Annotated in this window: 12 protein-coding genes and 1 pseudogene; 5 read left to right on the top strand and 8 right to left on the bottom strand. The window is 58.4% G+C overall.

Annotation, left to right across the window (positions count from 1 at the left end; genetic code table 11):
- Positions 1–8 precede the first annotated feature (8 nt).
- The 3 genes from ACYASS_RS19540 to ACYASS_RS19550 all read right to left on the bottom strand — a co-directional run bounded on the left by ACYASS_RS19540 (position 9) and on the right by ACYASS_RS19550 (position 4,811).
- Positions 9–2,231 (bottom strand): TonB-dependent siderophore receptor, encoded by a 2,223-nt coding sequence (locus tag ACYASS_RS19540; protein WP_463587336.1) that lies wholly within the window; start codon positions 2,229–2,231, stop codon positions 9–11.
- A 325-nt stretch (positions 2,232–2,556) separates the two neighbouring features.
- Positions 2,557–3,579, bottom strand: coding sequence for an aldo/keto reductase (locus ACYASS_RS19545; RefSeq protein WP_463587337.1), 1,023 nt, complete (start codon positions 3,577–3,579; stop codon positions 2,557–2,559).
- Positions 3,580–3,866: 287 nt separating this feature from the next.
- Complete coding sequence (locus ACYASS_RS19550; RefSeq protein WP_463587338.1) at positions 3,867–4,811, bottom strand: cupin domain-containing protein; 945 nt, start codon at positions 4,809–4,811, stop codon at positions 3,867–3,869.
- Between the two features lie 289 nt (positions 4,812–5,100).
- On the opposite strand from ACYASS_RS19550, the gene ACYASS_RS19555 reads away from it, so the two are divergent.
- Both ACYASS_RS19555 and ACYASS_RS19560 read left to right on the top strand, forming a co-directional pair.
- Positions 5,101–6,414, top strand: coding sequence for an ABC transporter substrate-binding protein (locus tag ACYASS_RS19555; protein ID WP_463587339.1), 1,314 nt, complete (start codon positions 5,101–5,103; stop codon positions 6,412–6,414).
- 57 nt (positions 6,415–6,471) lie between these two features.
- The gene (locus ACYASS_RS19560) at positions 6,472–7,245 is read left to right on the top strand and encodes an L-iditol 2-dehydrogenase (protein WP_463587340.1); all 774 of its coding nucleotides are present in this window, start codon (positions 6,472–6,474) and stop codon (positions 7,243–7,245) included.
- 92 nt (positions 7,246–7,337) lie between these two features.
- Here ACYASS_RS19560 and ACYASS_RS19565 read toward each other — a convergent pair whose 3' ends face one another.
- On the bottom strand, positions 7,338–7,958 hold the full coding sequence (locus ACYASS_RS19565; protein ID WP_463587493.1) for a DapH/DapD/GlmU-related protein: 621 nt from the start codon (positions 7,956–7,958) through the stop codon (positions 7,338–7,340).
- Between the two features lie 303 nt (positions 7,959–8,261).
- On the opposite strand from ACYASS_RS19565, the gene ACYASS_RS19570 reads away from it, so the two are divergent.
- The gene (locus ACYASS_RS19570; protein WP_463587341.1) at positions 8,262–10,385 is read left to right on the top strand and encodes a TonB-dependent receptor family protein; all 2,124 of its coding nucleotides are present in this window, start codon (positions 8,262–8,264) and stop codon (positions 10,383–10,385) included.
- A gap of 88 nt (positions 10,386–10,473) precedes the next feature.
- Positions 10,474–11,655: an MFS transporter gene (locus ACYASS_RS19575; RefSeq protein WP_463587342.1), complete on the top strand. Its 1,182-nt coding sequence runs from the start codon at positions 10,474–10,476 to the stop codon at positions 11,653–11,655.
- Between the two features lie 307 nt (positions 11,656–11,962).
- On the opposite strand, the gene ACYASS_RS19580 is transcribed toward ACYASS_RS19575, so the two are convergent.
- Positions 11,963–14,089: a TonB-dependent siderophore receptor gene (locus ACYASS_RS19580; protein WP_463587343.1), complete on the bottom strand. Its 2,127-nt coding sequence runs from the start codon at positions 14,087–14,089 to the stop codon at positions 11,963–11,965.
- A gap of 253 nt (positions 14,090–14,342) precedes the next feature.
- On the opposite strand from ACYASS_RS19580, the pseudogene ACYASS_RS19585 reads away from it, so the two are divergent.
- Positions 14,343–15,317, top strand: a pseudogene (locus ACYASS_RS19585) (pyridoxamine 5'-phosphate oxidase family protein); the annotation flags it as partial.
- A gap of 19 nt (positions 15,318–15,336) precedes the next feature.
- On the opposite strand, the gene ACYASS_RS19590 reads toward ACYASS_RS19585, so the two are convergent.
- The 3 genes from ACYASS_RS19590 to ACYASS_RS19600 form a co-directional block, all read right to left on the bottom strand.
- A complete protein-coding gene (locus ACYASS_RS19590) occupies positions 15,337–16,659 on the bottom strand; it encodes an LLM class flavin-dependent oxidoreductase (protein ID WP_463587344.1) in 1,323 nt (440 codons plus the stop codon).
- 33 nt (positions 16,660–16,692) lie between these two features.
- Entirely contained in the window at positions 16,693–17,634 is a 942-nt protein-coding gene (locus ACYASS_RS19595; RefSeq protein ID WP_463587345.1) for an aliphatic sulfonate ABC transporter substrate-binding protein, read from the bottom strand.
- Positions 17,635–17,807: 173 nt separating this feature from the next.
- Positions 17,808–19,088, bottom strand: a complete 1,281-nt coding sequence (locus ACYASS_RS19600; RefSeq protein ID WP_463587346.1) for an NAD(P)/FAD-dependent oxidoreductase — start codon at positions 19,086–19,088, stop codon at positions 17,808–17,810.
- Between the last annotated feature and the right edge of the window lie 11 nt (positions 19,089–19,099).

Consider the following 19,099-nt stretch of genomic DNA (forward strand, 5'->3'; position numbering starts at 1 on the left):
GCCTGACCTCAGAAATTCACAGTGGCTGACAACCGCGCAGTCCGTGGCGCGCCCGGGAATAGATAACCATCGCCCGCAGACTCGCCTACATCACGCCAGTAACGTTTATCGAACAGGTTATCCACGGTCAGTCGCAAGACCGTGTCATAGCCCTCGACCCTGGTGCTGTAGCGTCCGCCCATATCAAATACCGCGTAGTCATCAACCCTCACGCTGCCCTGGCGGTTGGCGTACTTGCTGCCGCTGTACTGCACGCCACCCAGCAATGCCAGACCGTTGAAGCCGGGAATGCTGTAGTCACCGTGCAGCGCGGCACGGAGCTTGGGAACGTTGATTGCCTGATGACCGTCGTAGGCCTCGGTGCCACTCCCAGTGACACGCGCCCGAATCGCGGCGACGCTGGCCGATACTTGCAGATTCGACGTCACACGACCATTGGCTGACAGTTCAAGGCCGGTATTTTTCTGCTTGCCTTGCTGAACGTAGGTCAGGGTCCCATCGTCGTTGGGACGGTTGTACTGGTAGTCCTGTGTGATCTGGAACAGCGCGGCAGTCAGGCTCAGATTTTGCCAGTCGTGCTTGGCACCCAGTTCGATCTGCTTTGAGGTGGTCGGCGGCAGAATCTCATCGGCGTTGCTGCTGAACCAGGACGCTTCGCCTCCCAGCGATAATCCTTTGCTGTAGCTGATGTACAGCGACGTGTCCGGGCGTGGTTTGTAGATCAGCGCAGCCTGAGGCAGAAACTCTGCGCGCTGGGTGTGCCGGGTGGTGGCGCCTGTGCTGTCGTAGCTTTCTTCATCAAGGCGAATTTGCCGACCGCCCAGCACCGTTTGCCACTGCTCGTTGAAGCTGATTCTGTCGGTGGCGAACAGTCCATATTGACGACTGTCCAGGCGGCGGTAGGTGTGACCGAGTTCGCCAGGCGCGGGCTCGAATGTGTCGGGAGTGCTGCCGATGGTGCCCGTGCCAATAAATTTGTTAAACGACGCGCGACGATCCACCAGACGACGGAACGCCGTGGTCCCAAACGTCAGGTCATGCTTGAGTACACCGGTGTCGAACTGCCCGCTGATAGCGGCCTGCGCCTCGTCGTTGCGGCGGGTATCGTCAGGGCTGCGATAGTCCGAAATATCGTACTCACCTTCAGGGCTGAAGTAATTCGCCACATCAATCCCCGAGCAACTGGCCGAGCCATAGCAGCCCCAGGCAAAGGTGCTGTAGTCATCGATCACCACACGGCTGCGCGAGGCGCTGAGGCTGGCTTTCCATGAGTCGTTGAAGCGGTACTCATAAAGCCCGTCAAGATTCAGCGACTGAATGCCCACCGGATTGGACCAGCTCTGGTAACCCAACAGGTCTTTGGGGTCCGGATTGTGGGGCACCGTGGTGCCGCCCAGTAACTGGTAACCCGGTACGGAGCGCTGTTCGCGGTTCTGATACTCGGCATTCAGTTGCAGCAGGCTGTCGGGGCTGATGTTCCAGTCGACCGCCAGCGAAGCAAAGTCACGTTTGCCGTCGGCGTGATCAGCATAGGAGCGAATGTCTTCATGGGCGAGGTTGGTACGAATACCCAACTGCTGCTCGCTGCCGAACCAGCCGCCCAGATCGGTCGCCAGATAGCGCTCGCCCTGTTCGTTGGTGGACACCGTGACCGAACGTACATTTTCCGGACGCTTGCTGACATAGTTGACCAGACCACCGGGCTCGGACACCCCGCTTTGCAAACCTGCCAGCCCCTTGAGCAACTCAACCTGCTGCTTGTTTTCCAACGCGACGTTCTGCTCGCCGGTGATGGTCCGGCCGTTGATCTTGTAGCTGCTGGCCGAATTAAGGGCAAAACCGCGCACCACAAAGTTCTCGTAGTAACCCACTGGCGCATAGCTCTCGCCCACCGAAGCATCGTTGCGCAGCACTTCACTCAGCAGACGCGCCTGCTGATCCTTGAGTCGCTGCTCGGTGATCACCGCAATGGACGCAGGTGTATCCAGCAAGGGCGCTTGACCAAAACCACCGACCGCAGCCTCACTGGCCTGATAGCCAGCGTCTTGCTCGCCGCTGACCGTGATCGCGTCCAGCAGCACGCCGCTATTTGCGGCTGTGCCGTTTTCTGCCCACGCCGCATCCGCCAGCCAACCAGTGCCCACGCCACAGGCCATCAACACACCAATTCTCAACAGATTTGGCGAAAACCTCGGCGCAGGTGACTCAGACGTTCGATAAGAAATAACCATGAAAGCTCCTTTGTGGGCGCTGTATACCGGCGCTTTATGCCGGGCGCAAGGGCGAGGCCTGCAAACAGTGCGTTACAACTGGAATTTTCAAGGAAAGAAGGCGTCAGGCAGGGACATACGATCGATAGGACGTAGCGCTGTGTCCATGCTACAGCGCTGTCGCGAAGCGTACGGGTGGTCAGGTAGGAGCCAACTTGTTGGCGAGACGTCGGACCTGCATCGTCAAAAACTCCGCCTCGCCAACAAGTTGGCTCCTACCAGATCTGCGTTTCAAATCCATTTCGGGGTGGCATAGAAAACCCATACAGGCCCTAAAAAACCATTGTCAAACCCGCGATTGACGCCCGAGAAACGGATGGCTCGGGTCGTTATAGCCCGGGGTCGACGAATGCCCGGTGACCACCAGTTCATTCACGAACGCCTCGTCTTCGGCCGTGAACGCGTAGTTCAGCGCAGGCTCATAATCGTTCCACTGCTCTTCCGTGCGAGGACCGGCAATGGCAGACGTGACCAGTTTGTTATTCAACACCCAGGCGAGCGCGAATTGCCCCGGCGTGATGCCCCGTGCCTCGGCGTGGTCCTTGACCCGTTGCGCCAGATTCAACGATTCGGCACGCCATTCCGTCTGTTGCAAGCGCGGGTCATTGCGCCCCGCACGGGTACCTTCGGCCGGTGGCAGATCTGGATCGTACTTGGCGGTCAGAACCCCACGGGCCAGCGGGCTGTAGGACACCACACCGATCCCGTAGTACTCGGCAGCAGGCAAGTGTTCAACTTCAATCTGACGGTTAGCCAGGTTGTACAACGGCTGGCTGGCGGCTGGACGTTCAATGCCCATCAGATCGGCAGTACGGCTGAACTCCGCGAGTTTCCAGCCACGATGATTGGACAAACCATAAGAGCGGATCTTGCCCGCACGGATCAGGTCCGACAGCGTACGCAGGGTTTCCTCCACCGGCACGCTGTCGTCTTCGCGATGCAGATAAAGCAGGTCGATGTAATCGGTGTTCAAACGCTTGAGGCTCGATTCCACAGACTGAATAATGCTGGGCCGCGAAGCGCCACGATCATTAGGTGCCCGGCCACCGGGATTAGGGTTACCGAACTTGGTAGCCAGGACCCAGTGCGAACGACGCTCGGCGATCAACCGGCCCACCACTTCCTCGGACACGCCGCCGTTGTAGTTATTGGCGGTGTCGATGAAGTTGATGCCCTGTTCAAATGCCTTGTCGACAATGCGCTTTGCGACCGCATCATCGGTCTGCTCACCAAACATCATGGTGCCCAGGGTAAGTGGCGAGACCTTGACACCGTTGCGGCCAAGGTTGCGGTATTCGATAGCGCTCATGCGTGCTCCAGAAATGGGTTGATGACTTCGGCGTTGAGTTGGCTCGCCTTGCAAGATACTCCTGAAACAAATGCAAAGGGATGCCAATCGGGCCTTAAGATTCAGATCCTGTTGCGCAGCAACCGGCCCTGTAGCTCACGATTACTGCGCGGCGGCCATGGCGTAATGTCTGATAGAACGCTATCGCGGTCTCGCTGTGCTCGTGCGTTCCTACAGGTCCAATATTTACTTCACGACAGTGTCAGAGACAAGCGGGCTGCACTTGCTGAGGAGAACCTTAGTCAACTTCAAGCTATTGAAGCCACCGGAGGCTGAGCCTTGTGCAGATTGAACAGCGTCACCGCCGGATCGCGGCGGTATTCACTGGGCGTGAGCTGCATCTCATAACGAAAATGCCGGTTGAAATTGGACAGGTTGCTGTAACCCACTTCGAAGCAGATATCGGCCACTGACATTGGCGTCTGCACCAGCAATCGGCAGGCTCGCTGAATTCTGAGCTTGCGCATCAGGTCGATGAAGCCATGGCCCGTAACGCGTTTGAAAAAGCGTGAAAACCCCGGCTCGCTCATGTGCAAGCGGTCAGCAATGACTGAAACCCGGATATCGCCCGCCAGTTCGGCCTGCAAGTATTCAAAGGCTTTGTGAATACGCTCGGCACTTTTTGCATCCAGGGTGGGCGCATAACACGCGCTGGCCAGAAGCCTGGCATCGGTCGGTGGCGCATTGAGCAGCACGCCCAGCAGTTGCAGAAACAACACCAGGCGCTGTAACCCCTGCGCAGGTCCAATGGCTTCGAGTAACCGCGCGGCTTCGATGGCCGTCCCGCCAGCGAACTCAATGCCCCGTCTGGCCCGCTCGAACAGGGACTGTAAATGGCCGAGTTCGGGCAACAACTGGCGCAATTTCAACAATGATGCGCCGTCGAATTGCAGGACCACATCGCGCCCCTGCAGATGTTCGTGCGGTGCAAGGTCCCCCATCCAGTCATGGGGCAAATCAGGACCGATCAGAGCGACGTGCCCGGCACCGAAAGCACCGATATAGTCACCCGCCACCAGTTTGCCGCTGCCGCGACGAATGAGATGAATTTCAAACTCCGGATGGTGATTCCACCGCGCCAATGAGTAAGGATAATCGTGTTCATACCAGCGAAAGCTCTGCTCAGGCTGCGGGAGGATAATCTCCAGTTCAGCCGGTGAGTGCTCAAAAAGGCTGGTGAGACTTTCAGCCATGATCCGCTCCTTTTTATTGTCATTGTGAGCCTGGTGATGACACTCACCATACGCCCCTCACCGCCCCCTGCTCCACCTCTAGCTGACCGGCGACTGATACTTTTTTAACCCTATGAGGGTTCGACTGTCGTGGTTAAAAAAGTATCAACACGCCGTCCCCATTGCGTTTGCCGGGGATTCTGGCAGCTGCTGTAATCGGCACGTAACCTCCTGCTGATCCGGATGTGATCAGTGAAGGCATAAAACAACAATAAGAATTCCGCGCCACAGGCGTGGAGTGGAGAGCATCATGCAAGTGATCCCGAAAGCACTCCTGCTGTCTGCCGGTCTGGCGTTTGTCGCGTCCAGTCAGGCTGCCGAAACCATCACCATCGCCACCGTCAATAACAGCGACATGATCCGCATGCAGCGGCTGTCGAAAGTCTTTGAAGAACAGCACCCCGACCTCAAACTCAATTGGGTGGTGCTGGAAGAAAACGTTCTGCGCCAACGGCTGACCACGGACATTGCCACTCAGGGCGGCCAGTTTGACGTGTTGACCATCGGCACTTATGAAACGCCGCTATGGGGCGCCAAAAAATGGCTCGAACCCATGAAGGACTTACCGGCGGACTACGATCTGGAAGATATCTTCCCCTCGGTGCGCCAAGGCCTATCAGTTGATAACACGCTTTACGCCCTGCCCTTTTATGGCGAAAGCACAGTGACGTATTACCGCACTGATCTGTTCAAGCAGGCCGGTTTGAGCATGCCGGAGCATCCGACCTGGACCCAGCTCGGCGAATTTGCAGCAAAACTTCATCACCCTGATAAAGAACAGTACGGCATGTGCCTGCGCGGTAAATCCGGCTGGGGCGAAAACATGGCGCTGCTGACTACCATGGCCAACAGCTTCGGCGCGCGCTGGTTCGATGAGCAATGGCAACCTGAACTGACAGGGCCCGAGTGGACAGCGGCCGCCAACTATTACGTCAATACGCTCAAGAACTACGGACCGCCCGGTGTTTCAAGCAACGGCTTCAACGAAACGCTGGCCTTGTTCAATAGCGGCAAATGCGCGATCTGGGTAGATGCGAGCGTCGCGGGGTCCTTCACCACCGATAAAGAACAAAGTCGGGTGGTGGACAGCGTCGGCTTTGCCCCGGCCCCGGTTGAAGTAACTGACAAGGGTTCTTCGTGGCTGTATGCGTGGTCGCTGGCGATCCCCGCTACCTCCCGACATAAAGACGCGGCCAAAGCCTTTATTACCTGGGCGACCTCCAAAGAATACATTCAACTGGTCGCGAAGACGGATGGCATCACCAATGTACCGCCGGGTACTCGCACCTCCACCTATAGCGAGGCTTATCTGCAAGCCGCACCGTTCGCCAAAGTCACGCTGCAAATGATGCAGAACGCCGACCCCGCGCACCCCTCGGCCAAGCCAGTGCCTTACGTGGGCATTCAATACGTGACCATTCCAGAGTTCCAGGCCATTGGCACATCCGTGGGCAAGCTTTTCGCCGCCGCACTGACCGGGCAGACCTCGGTTGAGCAGGCGCTGGACGCCGCGCAAAAAGTCACCGTCAGGGAGATGAAGCGCGCGGGCTATCCGAAAAAATAATCCACGGTATAGCTCTCGAAATGACCTGAATTTTGTGCTTTTTAAGGATGGATTGACATGAAACGACTTGAAGGTAAAAGCGCCCTGATCACGGGGTCTGCACGAGGCATCGGCCGGGCATTCGCCGAGGCATATATTCGCGAAGGGGCAACGGTTGCCATCGCCGACATCGACCTTGAACGCGCACGCGCGACTGCTGAGGAATTAGGCAAACAGGCCTACGCAGTAAAGATCGACGTCACTGCGCAAGCGTCCATTGATGACGCAATTACCGAGGTGGTCGGAAAAACCGGAAAGCTGGATATCCTGATCAACAACGCGGCGCTGTTCGACCTGGCTCCGATCACTGACATAACCCGTGAAAGCTACGACCGCCTGTTCGCCATCAACGTGGCAGGCACGCTGTTCACCTTGCAGGCAGCCGCCCGACAAATGATCAGTCAGGGAACCGGCGGCAAGATCATCAACATGGCCAGCCAGGCAGGACGACGCGGTGAAGCACTGGTCGGTGTCTATTGCGCGACCAAGGCGGCGGTAATAAGCCTCACACAATCGGCGGGGCTAAACCTCATCAAGCACCGAATCAACGTCAACGCCATTGCCCCCGGCGTCGTCGACGGTGAGCATTGGGACGGCGTCGACGCACTGTTCGCCAAACATGAGAATCGCCCGCTGGGAGAAAAGAAAAAGCTCGTTGGTCAGGAGGTCCCTTATGGCCGTATGGGCACCGCTGACGACCTGACCGGTATGGCGATATTCCTTGCCTCGCAGGAAAGCGACTACATCGTGGCCCAGACCTATAACGTCGATGGGGGCAACTGGATGAGCTGACCATCCGACTTTCCGTGTGACGGCGCACTGGAGGTGCGCCGCACATGGGGAGGTCTCAACATGCGCAAGGCACCTGATGGCAAGCAGCGCATTCACGATGAACCCGGGTGTTGGTCAACAAGCCCCAACCTTGGCACAACACTGCCTCGCACAAGCAAAGCACCCGGCGCCACCACAGCATTGGCGCCGATCCTCGTACCGTCCCCCACCAGCGCACCAAATTTTGCAACGCCGGTTTCGATGACCGCGTCACCGTGCTGGATCCGGATGTGCGCCCCCGCAAACTCGTTGCGATAGTTCGCAATAACGGCACCTGCCTCGATATTCACGTCCTGACCCAATAGTGAATCGCCCACAAAATTGAAGTGGGCGAGCTTGCTGCGATCAAGCATGAAGCTGCTTTTCAGTTCGCAGCTGGGACCGACAATGCAGTCGCTGCCAAGAAACACACCGCCGCGCAAATAGGCACCTGCGGCAATGAAACAGTTTGCTCCGATGATGACCGGCCCCTTGAGTACCGCGCCGTCTTCTACCTGAGCGGTTTGGTGAATGGCGATCTCACCTTGCCGATCATAATCAGGCCCCAGGTTTGCCAGCATCCTGCGTACAAAATTTTCGCACTGGTGCGTGACCTCCCAAGGTGAGCCGGCTTGCGTATCAACACCTAGCGCCTCCCAGTGCGTGATGAATTCTGAAATCGATATCCCTTGCATCCACAACCTCTTTGAAAATCTGAGTGAACCGTTGCCAGTGGTAGGCAACAGGCTCAACGAATGGTTGCAAGTGGTCGAAAGTCGCGAGGGCGACATTTCCATGTTGGATCGAGGTGGAGTCCTTCGCGGGCAAGCCTCGCTCCAACATAAGAGTAAAACCTGTTCACATTATTCATGCGTAGCGCTTTGCATCCGGGCACGCAGAAAACATCGCCCGGCAAAAAAGCAAAATTGCAGTGTGCTTCTTTCGTTCTTTCATACGTCGCAGGTTTCACTGTCTGTTTTCTATGTCTGGAGCCCCCAATGTTTTCGCCGAAACCTCTGCCCGCCGCGCTACTGGGCCTGGCCCTTGTTTGTCCGGCGCTGGCCGAGGCTCAGGAGATGGAGTTGGGGCAGGTGCTGATACGTGAGCAGGAGCTGAGCGGCGAAGACCTGTCAGTCGAAGACGCGAAAGAACACCTTGCCAAGGTACCCGGCGGTACCAATGTGATCGACCTGCGTCGCCCTCTGCAGGGCCGCGTGGCCAGCAATCAGGATGTGCTGGCGTATCAGCCGGGTGTCTATGCTCAGTCGGCGGGCAACGAAGGGGTGAAGATTTCAATACGCGGCTCGGGTATCAATCGCGCACCGGGTGCGCATGCCTCCGGGGTTTACGCGATGCTCGACGGCCTGCCACTCACAGGCCCCGGCGGCACGCCTTATGAATTGCTGGAGCCGTTGTGGCTCGACCATGTGGAAGTGCTGCGCGGGGCCAACGGCTTCGACCGGGGAGCCCTGGCGCTGGGTGGCGCCATCAATTACGTCAGCCATACCGGCTACGATGCCCCGCTGCTACAGGTGCGATACGTGACAGGTAGCCACGGCTATCAACAACGTCAGGTCAGTTCCGGGCAAGTGCTGGGGGACTTCGACTACTACGTGGCGATGACCGATGCACGTTCCGACGGTTATCAGGATCACACGGCCAGTCAAAGCCAAGGGGTAATCGCCAACTTCGGTTATCGCTTCAACCCGAACCTGGAAACTCGCTTCTATCTGCGCCACCGCGAAACCGACAACGAACTTGCCGGGCGTGTGACCAAAAACTCCATCGAACACAATGCCCGAGCGGCCAACCCCACCTACGAGTCGCGGGACTACAACCGCGATCAACCGGGCAGCACGTTCATCGGCAACAAAACTACCTGGTACATCGACGACGATTCGAGCATCCAGACCGGCCTCGCCTATCACGACTACCCCATGGACCTGCGCGAAGGGCCGAACCGCCTGAGAGTGGCTTACACCGACGTCAGTGGCACGTTCGATTACAAGCGTCGCGATACGCTGTGGGGTCTGGAGAGCAACAGCACACTGGGCCTGCGCGTGACCAAACACCTGCCCAACTCCGGCGCCAGCGAGTTCGTCCGCATCCCGACTGGCAACACCGCTAACTACGCGCCCGGCACACGTATTCGCGACTTTACCTATCAGGGTTCGGACACTGTTCTGCACGTCGGCAACGACCTGGAGATCGCCAACGATTTGTGGCTGACCACCGGCCTCGCAGCCATTTATACCCGCCGCGAGAGCGCCGTGACTTACCCTGATAACGGTGGCAAGACCAGCATGAGCGACTGGGACTATGCGCCTCGTGTGGGCATGCGCTACCAGTTGACGCCGGACGTGCAGGTGTTTGCCAACCTCAGTCGTTCGGTGGAGGGTCCTCATCCCTGGTCATTGATCTACAGCTCCAACCAGTTGTTCCCGGCAGGCAGCGGCGTCGCCACCGGTGCACAACGCGACCCGATCGAGCTGCGCAACCAGACCGCGACCACTCTGGAAATCGGCGGCCGTGGGGAAAGCGCGCTCGGCCAATGGAGCCTGGCGTGGTACTACGCGCAAGTGCGCCACGAACTGCTTTCGGTGCTTGCGGACGCCAATGCGACTACCCCCTACGAACTCAATGCCAGCCCCACCGTGCACCAGGGCGTGGAGGCCAGCCTGCTGAGCAAGCTGTGGTCCCATGAAGGGGGTGAACTGAGCTTGCGTCAGGCCTACACCTTCAGCGATTTCCACTACCGGGACGATGATCGCTTCGGCGACAACCGCTTGCCCGGTCTGCCCATGCATTACTACCAGGGCGAGTTGCGCTACGACTGGCCGCAAGGCTTCTTCGCGGCGGTCAACACCCAACTGGTCTCCAAAGCCGCGGTGGATTACGCCAACAGCTACTACGCCGATCCTTACGCACTGTTCGGCGCAACTGTGGGCTACAACGCAGCGAAGAACGACTGGCAGACCTGGGTGGACATGCGCAACCTGACCAACAAACACTACGCTGCGACCGTCACGCCGGGTTACGACGACCGAGGGCTGGACGCCGCACGCTCGACGCCGGGTGAAGGTCTTGGGGTTTATGTCGGTGTGACGTGGAGCCTGCGTTGAAGCCTGACCGCTGTCATTGAGCACTTTGAAGCTGCTAGGATTCCGGACTGTGACTGGCGCACTGACGGCTTGACGCTAAGGACTTCGATTGAATACCGCTGCTCTGCCCCGCCGCCCCGGCAATGGCAAAATCGCCCTGCTCGGGTTGCTGCAAATACTCTCCTGGGGCGGGTCGTTTTACCTGCTGGGCGTACTGGCTGACCCCATTGCGGCTGACACGGGCTGGCCACATCAATGGGTGTTGGGCGGTGCATCCATCGGTTTGCTGGTCGCCAGCCTGCTGTCCCCGCTGTGCGGACGACTGATTGCGAGCCTCGGCGGGCGTAAGGTGCTGGCGGCTCACGGATTGATTCTCGCCGCTGGCCTGTGGTTGATGGCGCTCGCCCCCTCGCTACCGGTCTTTCTACTGGCCTGGGTGATCATCGGGGTCGCCATGGCGAGCGGACTTTACGATGCGCTGTTCACGTCACTGGGCGCGACCTATGGGCTTGAAGCTCGACCGATCATTGTCGGGATCACACTGATTTCCGGGTTCTGTACCACCGTTATCTGGCCGCTTCTGGCACTGATGGATCACCTCATGGGCTGGCGAATGACCTGTGGTGTGTTCGGCACGGTCGTCCTGTTTTTACTCTACCCCTTGTATCGTTATGCGCTGGACGCCCATGTGCCGATGGCCGGGTCCCGGCGTACGACTCAGGGCAGTGGTACTCCGCTCGCGCCGTCCATTTACTGGGCAATGACCGCATTGTTTGCGATTGCCGCAGCCTTGATGACCTGTCTCTCGATTGTGATTCTGACGGTGCTGCAAGCCCGCGGGCACAGTCTCGCCTCGGCGATTGCGCTGGCCGCGATGATTGGTCCGGCGCAGGTGTTGTGTCGGGTCATCGACCTGATGTTCAAGCGTAAGGCCCCGATGTTCACCGCCCTGCTCTCCAGCGGCATGACGGCTCTGGGGCTGTTGCTGGTGGACTTCGCGCCCGCTCTCGTTGCATGGGGGCTGGTCTGTTACGGCGCAGGTAACGGCCTGCGCGCTATCGTCAAAAGCACGCTACCGCTGGTGGTCGTACATCAAAATGATTACGCCGTTGTGTCCGGCCGAATGGCACGCCCGGCATTACTCGCCCAAGCCGTAGCGCCGATTGCGTGCGGTTATGTGATTTCGGAAATGGGCAGCGACGCGATGATCCATGTGCTGACAGCGATGGCACTGATTGCGTTTGGATTGTGCCTGTGGCTGGCGAGGCTGGTTGCACGGCGTACTGTTTGACAGACGCGTAATCGTGCGCGACTCGCTGCATATAACTCCTGATGGAACGAGGATTTCTGTTGGAGCGAGGCTTGCCCGCGAAGAACGTTAACGCAGCAGTGCCTGACACACCGCGCCGACTGGTTCGCGGGCAAGCCTCGCTCCAACAGATCCCGTTCGATCGCGGGGCTTCAGGATAAATGCTTCGCAGCCTTCGGCAGCGACTACAGAAACGCATTTCAAATTCAGGGGGTGGCCTGTGTTTGATGGGCGGGCATGCGTCGCGCAGCAAAACAGGCCACGGTCACGAAGAACCGGTTTCCGCTCACTACAATGTGTAGGAAATCCCCGCCTGAACGGTGCGTGGAGCACCCGGGTAGGCGTAGACGTTGCCGAAGGCGCCTTCTTCGTAGTGACTGTCGAACAGGTTTTTCAGGTCAAGGTTCAAGCGGATCTTTTCGTTGACCTTGTAGAAACCCTGCAGGTCCACCACCGTGTAGCTGTCCATCGAGAACGCATTGGCTGCGGTCTGGCCCGCGCGCTGATCGACGTACTTGGCACCGACTCCGAGCCCCAGGCCTTTCAGGCCGCCGTCCTGAAACTCATAGACGTTGAGCAGGCTGAAGCTGTTCTCGGGAATGTTCAGCAGACGTGTCCCGGACTTCAACGTGTTGTCTTTGGTCACTTCTGCATCCACATAGGCGTACCCGCCAATAACCCGCCATTCGGGGGTCAGATTGCCCGCCACATTCAAGTCAAAGCCACGGCTGCGGACTTCCCCGGCAGCGACGCTGAACGTGTTGACGACAGGATCAGTGGTCAACACGTTCTGTTTTTCGATCTGGTACACGGCTGCATCAACACTCAACTGGCCGTCCAGTGCTTCCCACTTGATGCCCATCTCGACAGACTTGCCCTCCTCCGGCTTGAAGCCACCGCCCAGGCGCGCAGCACCCGTGTTGGGTTTGAAGGAACGTGCAGCGTCCGCGTAAATGGCGACAGTGTCGGTAAGGTCGTAGATGACGCCCAGTCGTGGCGTTACTGCGTTGTCACTTTTCGACCAGGCACTGACACCCGGCACATAGGACTCGTACTCATGCTCAAAGCGTTCGAAGCGTGCGCCTGCCAGCACTTTCAAGCGCTCGGTCAGGGCCACCTGATCCTGGATGAACGCCGCGTACGTCTTGAGGTTTTCCCTGTCGTCAGTGGGCGTTCGGGTCAGCGCCGGGCGAGGCTGGCCGTAAACGGGATTGTAGATATCAATCGGGTAGGCGCCGACCGCGCCGTTTGAGCGTTGAATGATCGACGTGTAGTCGTAATCTTCGTATTCGATACCGGTCAGCAGGGTGTGATCAAACCCGCCCGTGGAGAAGTGCCCGGTGAGGTTCAACTGGGTGTCTTTAGACGTCCACTCCAGCTTGCGATAGTTGAAGTTACGCCCCAGCGTCCGGCCATCAGCGGCCAGGCCGTTGGCTTCGATGGCGTTGCCTTGCAGGGTACCGTCGAGCCACTGTGTACCGCCCCCGAGTGTCCAGTTGTCATTGAGCATGTGCTCAAAACGCAACTGCGCCATGTTGTTGTCATTGTGCAGTTTGCCAGCGTCTTTCTCGCCAAAGAACGTGTCCCGCGATGCGGTACTGGTTTGGGCCGGATACCGGGTCAAACCCCGGTCGAGAGGGTGATTGTTGCGCATGAAATCACCTTCGAAAGTCAGGCGGGTCGTGTCGCTCACCTGCCAGGTCAATACCGGTGCAACTCCGTAACGCTCGGTCTCGACGTGATCCCGGAAGGTGTCGCCGCCCTCGCCCACCATGTTGATGCGATAGGCCAGATTGCCTTCCTCGTCCAGTGGGCCGCTGGCGTCCAGCGTGCCGCGATGCATGCCCTGATCGTTGACCTGGCTGCCCAGGGTGACAGTACGCTCGGCCAACGGCTGTTTAGAGATCACGTTGAAGGTACCGCCCGGATCACCGCGACCATACAGCGTCGTTGCCGGACCTCGCAGGACTTCAAGACGCTCAATGGTATTGGCGTCGGGCATGTTCGGGTAACCACGGTTTATCGGGAATCCGTTACGGTAGAACTCCCCCGTCGTAAAGCCACGTACGGTGAACGTGGTCATGCCTTGCCCACCAAAGTTATTGGCCCGGCCAACGCCCCCCGCGTAATCCAGTGCGTCCTGCAAACGGGTTGCGCCGATATCCTCAACCACATCACGTGAAACCACACTGATGGACTGTGGCGTTTCATGAATTGAAGTATCGGTGCGTGTGGCACTGGCTGACCGTGTTGCCCGGTATCCATTCACCGGACCTTGGGGGTTTTCGGTTTCAGCAGTTCCGTTGATATCGGTCGCCTGCAGTTCTAGAGGCAGGTTTGCGGATGGGGTTTGTTCAGCAAGGGCAGAGACGGAGTACGCATTGAGGAGGCAGAGTGAAACAAGAATTCGACGCATGAACGTGCAGACCTTATAAGACACCGGGCACACCTGTAGCCCGGTCATATTGTCGGGCAATGTTACTACGACTCATTTCCATTCACATACAATTCTTATACAAATCGATACATCCGATTCTCCCTGCTCACTTGGCGCCTTATCTGCTCATCGCCTGCTGATGCCCCGCAAAATCGGGCCTGAGTTGCAATAAGCAGCTAGCATCAGCTGATTGCCCTTTAGCCCAGACCGCTAACACGAAGAGTGCCCACTCATGGAACAGCTCCCCAAGCCTTCTCGCTCCCCGTGGCATGCAGGTGAAAAAAAGCTTCACCAACAGCTCGGCGTGTCCGAGCAGATGGAGGCTTTTGGTCCGAAGATCATCCGCAATTACCTGCCTGATCAGCACCGGGACTTCTACCGGCAACTGCCTTTCATAATCGCGGGCGCGGTGGATTCAGAGAGCAGACCATGGGCAACCCTGATCGAAGGGCCGGAAGGCTTTGTCACTTCATCCGATCCAACCCACCTGACGCTGAAAGTCTCACCTGACCAGCAAGACCCTGCGGCTGCGGGACTGCAAACAGGCGATGCCATCGGCCTTCTGGGTATCGAGCTGCATAAACGGCGCAGGAGTCGCGTCAATGGGGTGATCACGCAGGCTGAAGATGATCGACTGGAGATCGCCGTCGAACAGGCATTCGGCAATTGCCCCCAGTACATTCAGCAACGTCAGTATTCGAGATCGCTGGAGGTTTCTGGCGATAAGCCCCAGCGCCTGGACTTCGCTGAGCTGAACGAGCGAACCACGATGATCATCCGGGATGCGGATACGTTCTTCGTTGCCAGTTACATCGATCACGCGGACCAGCAACGCTCAATCGATGTATCCCACCGTGGAGGACGGCCGGGCTTCATTAAAGTGGAAGGCAATCACCTGACCATCCCGGACTATGCCGGGAACCTGCACTTCAATACGCTGGGCAACCTTGAGCTTAATCCCAAGGCTGGATTGTTGTTCGTCGACTTTTCAACGGGCGACATGCTGCAGCTTTCCGGGCGTACCGAACTGATTCACGAAAGCCCGATGATCGCAGCCTTCAAGGGCGCGGAACGCTTGTGGACACTCGATGTGGAAGCAGTGATTTGGCGTTCGGCAGCCGTCTCGATTCGCTGGGCTTTCGAGGATTTCGCACCGACCAGCCTGATGACCGGCACATGGACAGAGGCGGATCGACGACTCAAGCAACACTGAGCAGCGCCCGAACTCATGACTCAGCCCCAAGCCCAAGGTGTTCCCTTAACGTCGAACCTTCATACCCGGTGCGAAACAGCCCCTTGCGCTGCAAATGCGGAATCACGCTTTCGACGAACTCACTGAAAGAGCCCGGCAAATACGCTGGAGAAATGACGAAACCATCGCAGCCGCCGCGCAGGAAAATATCCGCCAGTTGATCAGCAATCTGCGCGCCGGTGCCTACCAGTTGCGGCACGCGAACGCTGCTGGCGAAAATCCTGCCGAGTTCTTCCAGCGTGGTCTCGACACCCTGCATCAGCAACTTCTCGGCGGCTGCCGGATGAATCAATGGCGACCGGGCAATGTCTGCCAGCGTCGCCGACAGAGGGAATGGCGACAGGTCCACGTTCAACTGCGAGGCCAGTGTCACCAGGCCCAACTCAGGACGCGCCAATGCGTTGTGCTTGTCGCGTTTGGCGCGGGCCTCGGCTTCAGAACCACCAATAAACGGCATCACTGCCGTCAACACCTTGCAACTGTCTGCCGTACGCCCTTGTTGCACCACTTGCCCACGCACGTCTTCACGGAACGCCTGCATCGCTTTGAGGTGCGGATGGATGGTGAAAATCGCTTCGGCCCAGCGCGCGCCAAAGCGCCGACCGCGCCCTGAAGAACCCGCCTGAATCAACACCGGCCGACCTTGAGGGGTGCGCGGAATATTCAGCGGCCCTTCAACCTTGAACCACTCACCCTGATGCTGCACCGGATGAATCTTTGATGGATCCGCCAACACACCCGCCTCACGGTCCAGCTTCAGCGCGTCATGCTCCCAACTGCGCCAGAGCTTGAGCGCCACCTCGACAAACTCGTCGGCACGGTCGTAGCGCAGGTCATGCTCAAGATGTTTTTCCTTGCCGAACAAACGTCCTTCGCTGTCGTTCATCGACGTCACGATGTTCCAGGCGGCGCGGCCTTTGGACAAGTGATCGAGGGTGGCGAACTCTCGCGCAATATGAGCTGGCTCGTAATAGGTGGTCGAGCGTGTGGCCCCCAGGCCCAGCTTGCGGGTCTGGCCGACCAGATAAGACAAGATCGGCAACGGGTCCAGGCGCGTGGCGTCCTGGGCGCCGTAACGCAATGCCACATCACGGGAGCCGCCCATCTGATCACCTACGGCAAGACGATCAGCAAAGAACAGAAAATCGAATAACCCCTCCTCCACAACACGCGCAGTGCGTGCGTAATACTCGGGATCAAGGTAGGTGCCGAGGGTCTCGGGATGACGCCAGACCGCGTGACTGTGGATGACCGGCCCGGTCAGCAAAAACGCGGACAGGTGAATTTGACGGCTCATGTGCAGCTCCAGTCGAAGGGGTTGAACCTCACGCTACTTGCCTTGTGGCGCCCAGATGTTCATGCCGGAAGTTTTCAGCGGCTTGGGGATCAGTTTTGCGCCGTAATAGGTGTCGGCAATGCGCTGCTGCTCGGCCAGCTCTTCGAGCTTGACGGGAATGATGTCGTAGCTGCGACGGCTGTTAGCCAGCTCCACGGTTTCGACAGGGATGTTGCCCCACACCGGCGCAAGAATTTTCGCCGCGTCTTGCGGGTGCGACTTAACCCATTTGCCAGACTCGCGCAGGGTGTCGATCACCACCTGCAAGACCTCGGGGTGCGCTTTGGCAAAACTGGTATTGGCGAGATAGAAGCGGTTGTAGTTGGCCAACCCTTGACTGCCATCCGTGATGACCCGCACCTGATGCTCACGTTGCTGGGTGGCCAGAAACGGGTCCCAGATCGCCCAGGCATCGACCTTGCCGCTGGCAAAAGCGGCGACACCGTCCGGTGCTTCCAGATAGCGCGGGGTGATGTCATTCAGGGTCAGCCCGGCCTCTCTCAGCGCCGAGATCAGCAGGAAGTGACTGCCCGACCCCTTGGACACCGCGACGGTTTTACCCTTGAGATCGGCGACACTTTTAATCGGCGAGTCTTTCGAGACGATGATCGCCTGAGCACTCGGCGATGGTGCCTCACGTGCGTAGTAGGTCAATGGCGCATCGGCGGCTTGTGTGAACAACGCAAAGGCGTCAGCCACATCGGCGTGCAAATCAACCGCCCCGGCATTCAACGCACTCAGCAGCCCGCTGCTGAACTCATGCCAATTGACCGTAAAGCCCAGGGGTTTGAGACGCTCCTCCAGTTGGCCGTTTTCCTTGAGCAGGATCCACAGCGTGGAAGAGCGCTGGTAACCAATACTGATGGTCTGTTCGGCGTGCGCGGTTATCGCTGTGAGCATCAGCCCTGCCGCGATAATGAGTTTTCGTAGGGTCATGGAATCCTTCGCCTTTCGAGGAGGCGCCGACCGTCAGGGAAAGTATGGCCAGCACCCTTAAAATTCCATTTAATTATAATAATTTACGAAAACCATTGAAGAACCGTATAAACATAAGCTTATGCCGTTTGCTCAGTCAGTAGATCAGCCACCAACGTTTAATTGTTCCTCGATCAGAAGCGTGATGCCGCGAAAGGTGTGATGTCGAGAGGCGCAGGCTCACCCGCAAAAAGACTGGCAACAACTTGTGCAGTCATGGGTGCGGAAGCAAGGCCGACATGGCCATGACCAAAGGCATGCACAACGTCCTGCGTCGCCCGGGACGCGGCGATCACAGGCAACCCATCGGGTGTTGAAGGTCGATTGCCTTGCCAGCGCGATATCTTCAACTGCGCAGGATCGTCGCCGAGCCCGGGATACGTCTTCAACAAGTGATGCAGCAGGATATCGGCGCGCTTCCAGTCAGGCGGGCAGTCAATACCGGCGAGCTCCACCTGACCCGAAGCGCGCAACCCGCCCAGCGTCATGGTGTTGGCCATCTTGCCGTCCGAAGGCATTACCGGTATGCGTGGGCCGCTGGCAGGCTGGGCAATTTCGACGTGGTAGCCCCGCTCACTTTCCAGAGAAACCCTGTCACCGACACTTTTCGCGAGCACTTTGGAGTGAATACCGGCGCTGATGACCGCGCCATCACAGACAACCAGGCCCTTGTCTGTGCGCACGCTTTGCAAACGGGCATTGCTGATGTTGAATCCCTCGGCCCGCGCCCGGATCAGCTCGCCGCCGAGCGAAGTAAAGCTATTCACCAATCCCCGAACATAAGCGCCGGGATCAAGGCAATGCCCACCACTTTCAAGCAACACACCGAAGGTGTAACGGCGGTTCAGCGCGGGCTCGAATTCATGCAGCGCAGCAGCGTCCAGCTCCCACCATTGAATGCCATTGTCGCGCCGTAGCTGCCATGAAAAAGCCTCCTGAGCGAAGGCTTCACGGTCCGGATAAACGTACAGCAGACCGTCCTGACGAATGAGCTCCGGTACGCCGCACGCGGAGGCAAGTGCCAGATGCCGCGCAGGCGCATCGGACAACAACGTCGACAGGATCCCGGCTGTTCGGGCGGCCCTGGCCGGAGTAGCACCCGCCTTGACGAAGCGGATCAGCCACGGTGCGAGCCTCAACAGGTACTGCCAGCGAATCGTGAATGGCCCCTGAGGATCCATGAGAAAACCGGGGACCTTTTTCCACAGCCCGGGCATCGACATGGGAATGATCGAAGCCGGACTCACAAACGCACCATTGCCGTAACTCGCTGCCTGCTGGCCTCCCGGCTCTTGCGGCTCAAGAATCGTCACGCGGTGGCCGTCCTTGAGCAAGGCCAGCGCAGTACACACGCCAACGATGCCGCCGCCAATGACAACGATGTGCCGGGACGAGATTGCTGCGCCCTCTTTCATACTGGATGCAC

This window comes from Pseudomonas sp. HP_14, from assembly GCF_055283875.1.

Coding starts and splice junctions, on each gene's coding strand:
- ACYASS_RS19565 (WP_463587493.1), bottom strand. CDS start 7,958: ATGCAAGGGATATCGATTTCAGAATTCATCACGCACTGGGAGGCGCTA.
- ACYASS_RS19580 (WP_463587343.1), bottom strand. CDS start 14,089: ATGCGTCGAATTCTTGTTTCACTCTGCCTCCTCAATGCGTACTCCGTC.
- ACYASS_RS19590 (WP_463587344.1), bottom strand. CDS start 16,659: ATGAGCCGTCAAATTCACCTGTCCGCGTTTTTGCTGACCGGGCCGGTC.
- ACYASS_RS19595 (WP_463587345.1), bottom strand. CDS start 17,634: ATGACCCTACGAAAACTCATTATCGCGGCAGGGCTGATGCTCACAGCG.
- ACYASS_RS19540 (WP_463587336.1), bottom strand. CDS start 2,231: ATGGTTATTTCTTATCGAACGTCTGAGTCACCTGCGCCGAGGTTTTCG.
- ACYASS_RS19600 (WP_463587346.1), bottom strand. CDS start 19,088: ATGAAAGAGGGCGCAGCAATCTCGTCCCGGCACATCGTTGTCATTGGC.
- ACYASS_RS19560 (WP_463587340.1), top strand. CDS start 6,472: ATGAAACGACTTGAAGGTAAAAGCGCCCTGATCACGGGGTCTGCACGA.
- ACYASS_RS19545 (WP_463587337.1), bottom strand. CDS start 3,579: ATGAGCGCTATCGAATACCGCAACCTTGGCCGCAACGGTGTCAAGGTC.
- ACYASS_RS19555 (WP_463587339.1), top strand. CDS start 5,101: ATGCAAGTGATCCCGAAAGCACTCCTGCTGTCTGCCGGTCTGGCGTTT.
- ACYASS_RS19550 (WP_463587338.1), bottom strand. CDS start 4,811: ATGGCTGAAAGTCTCACCAGCCTTTTTGAGCACTCACCGGCTGAACTG.
- ACYASS_RS19570 (WP_463587341.1), top strand. CDS start 8,262: ATGTTTTCGCCGAAACCTCTGCCCGCCGCGCTACTGGGCCTGGCCCTT.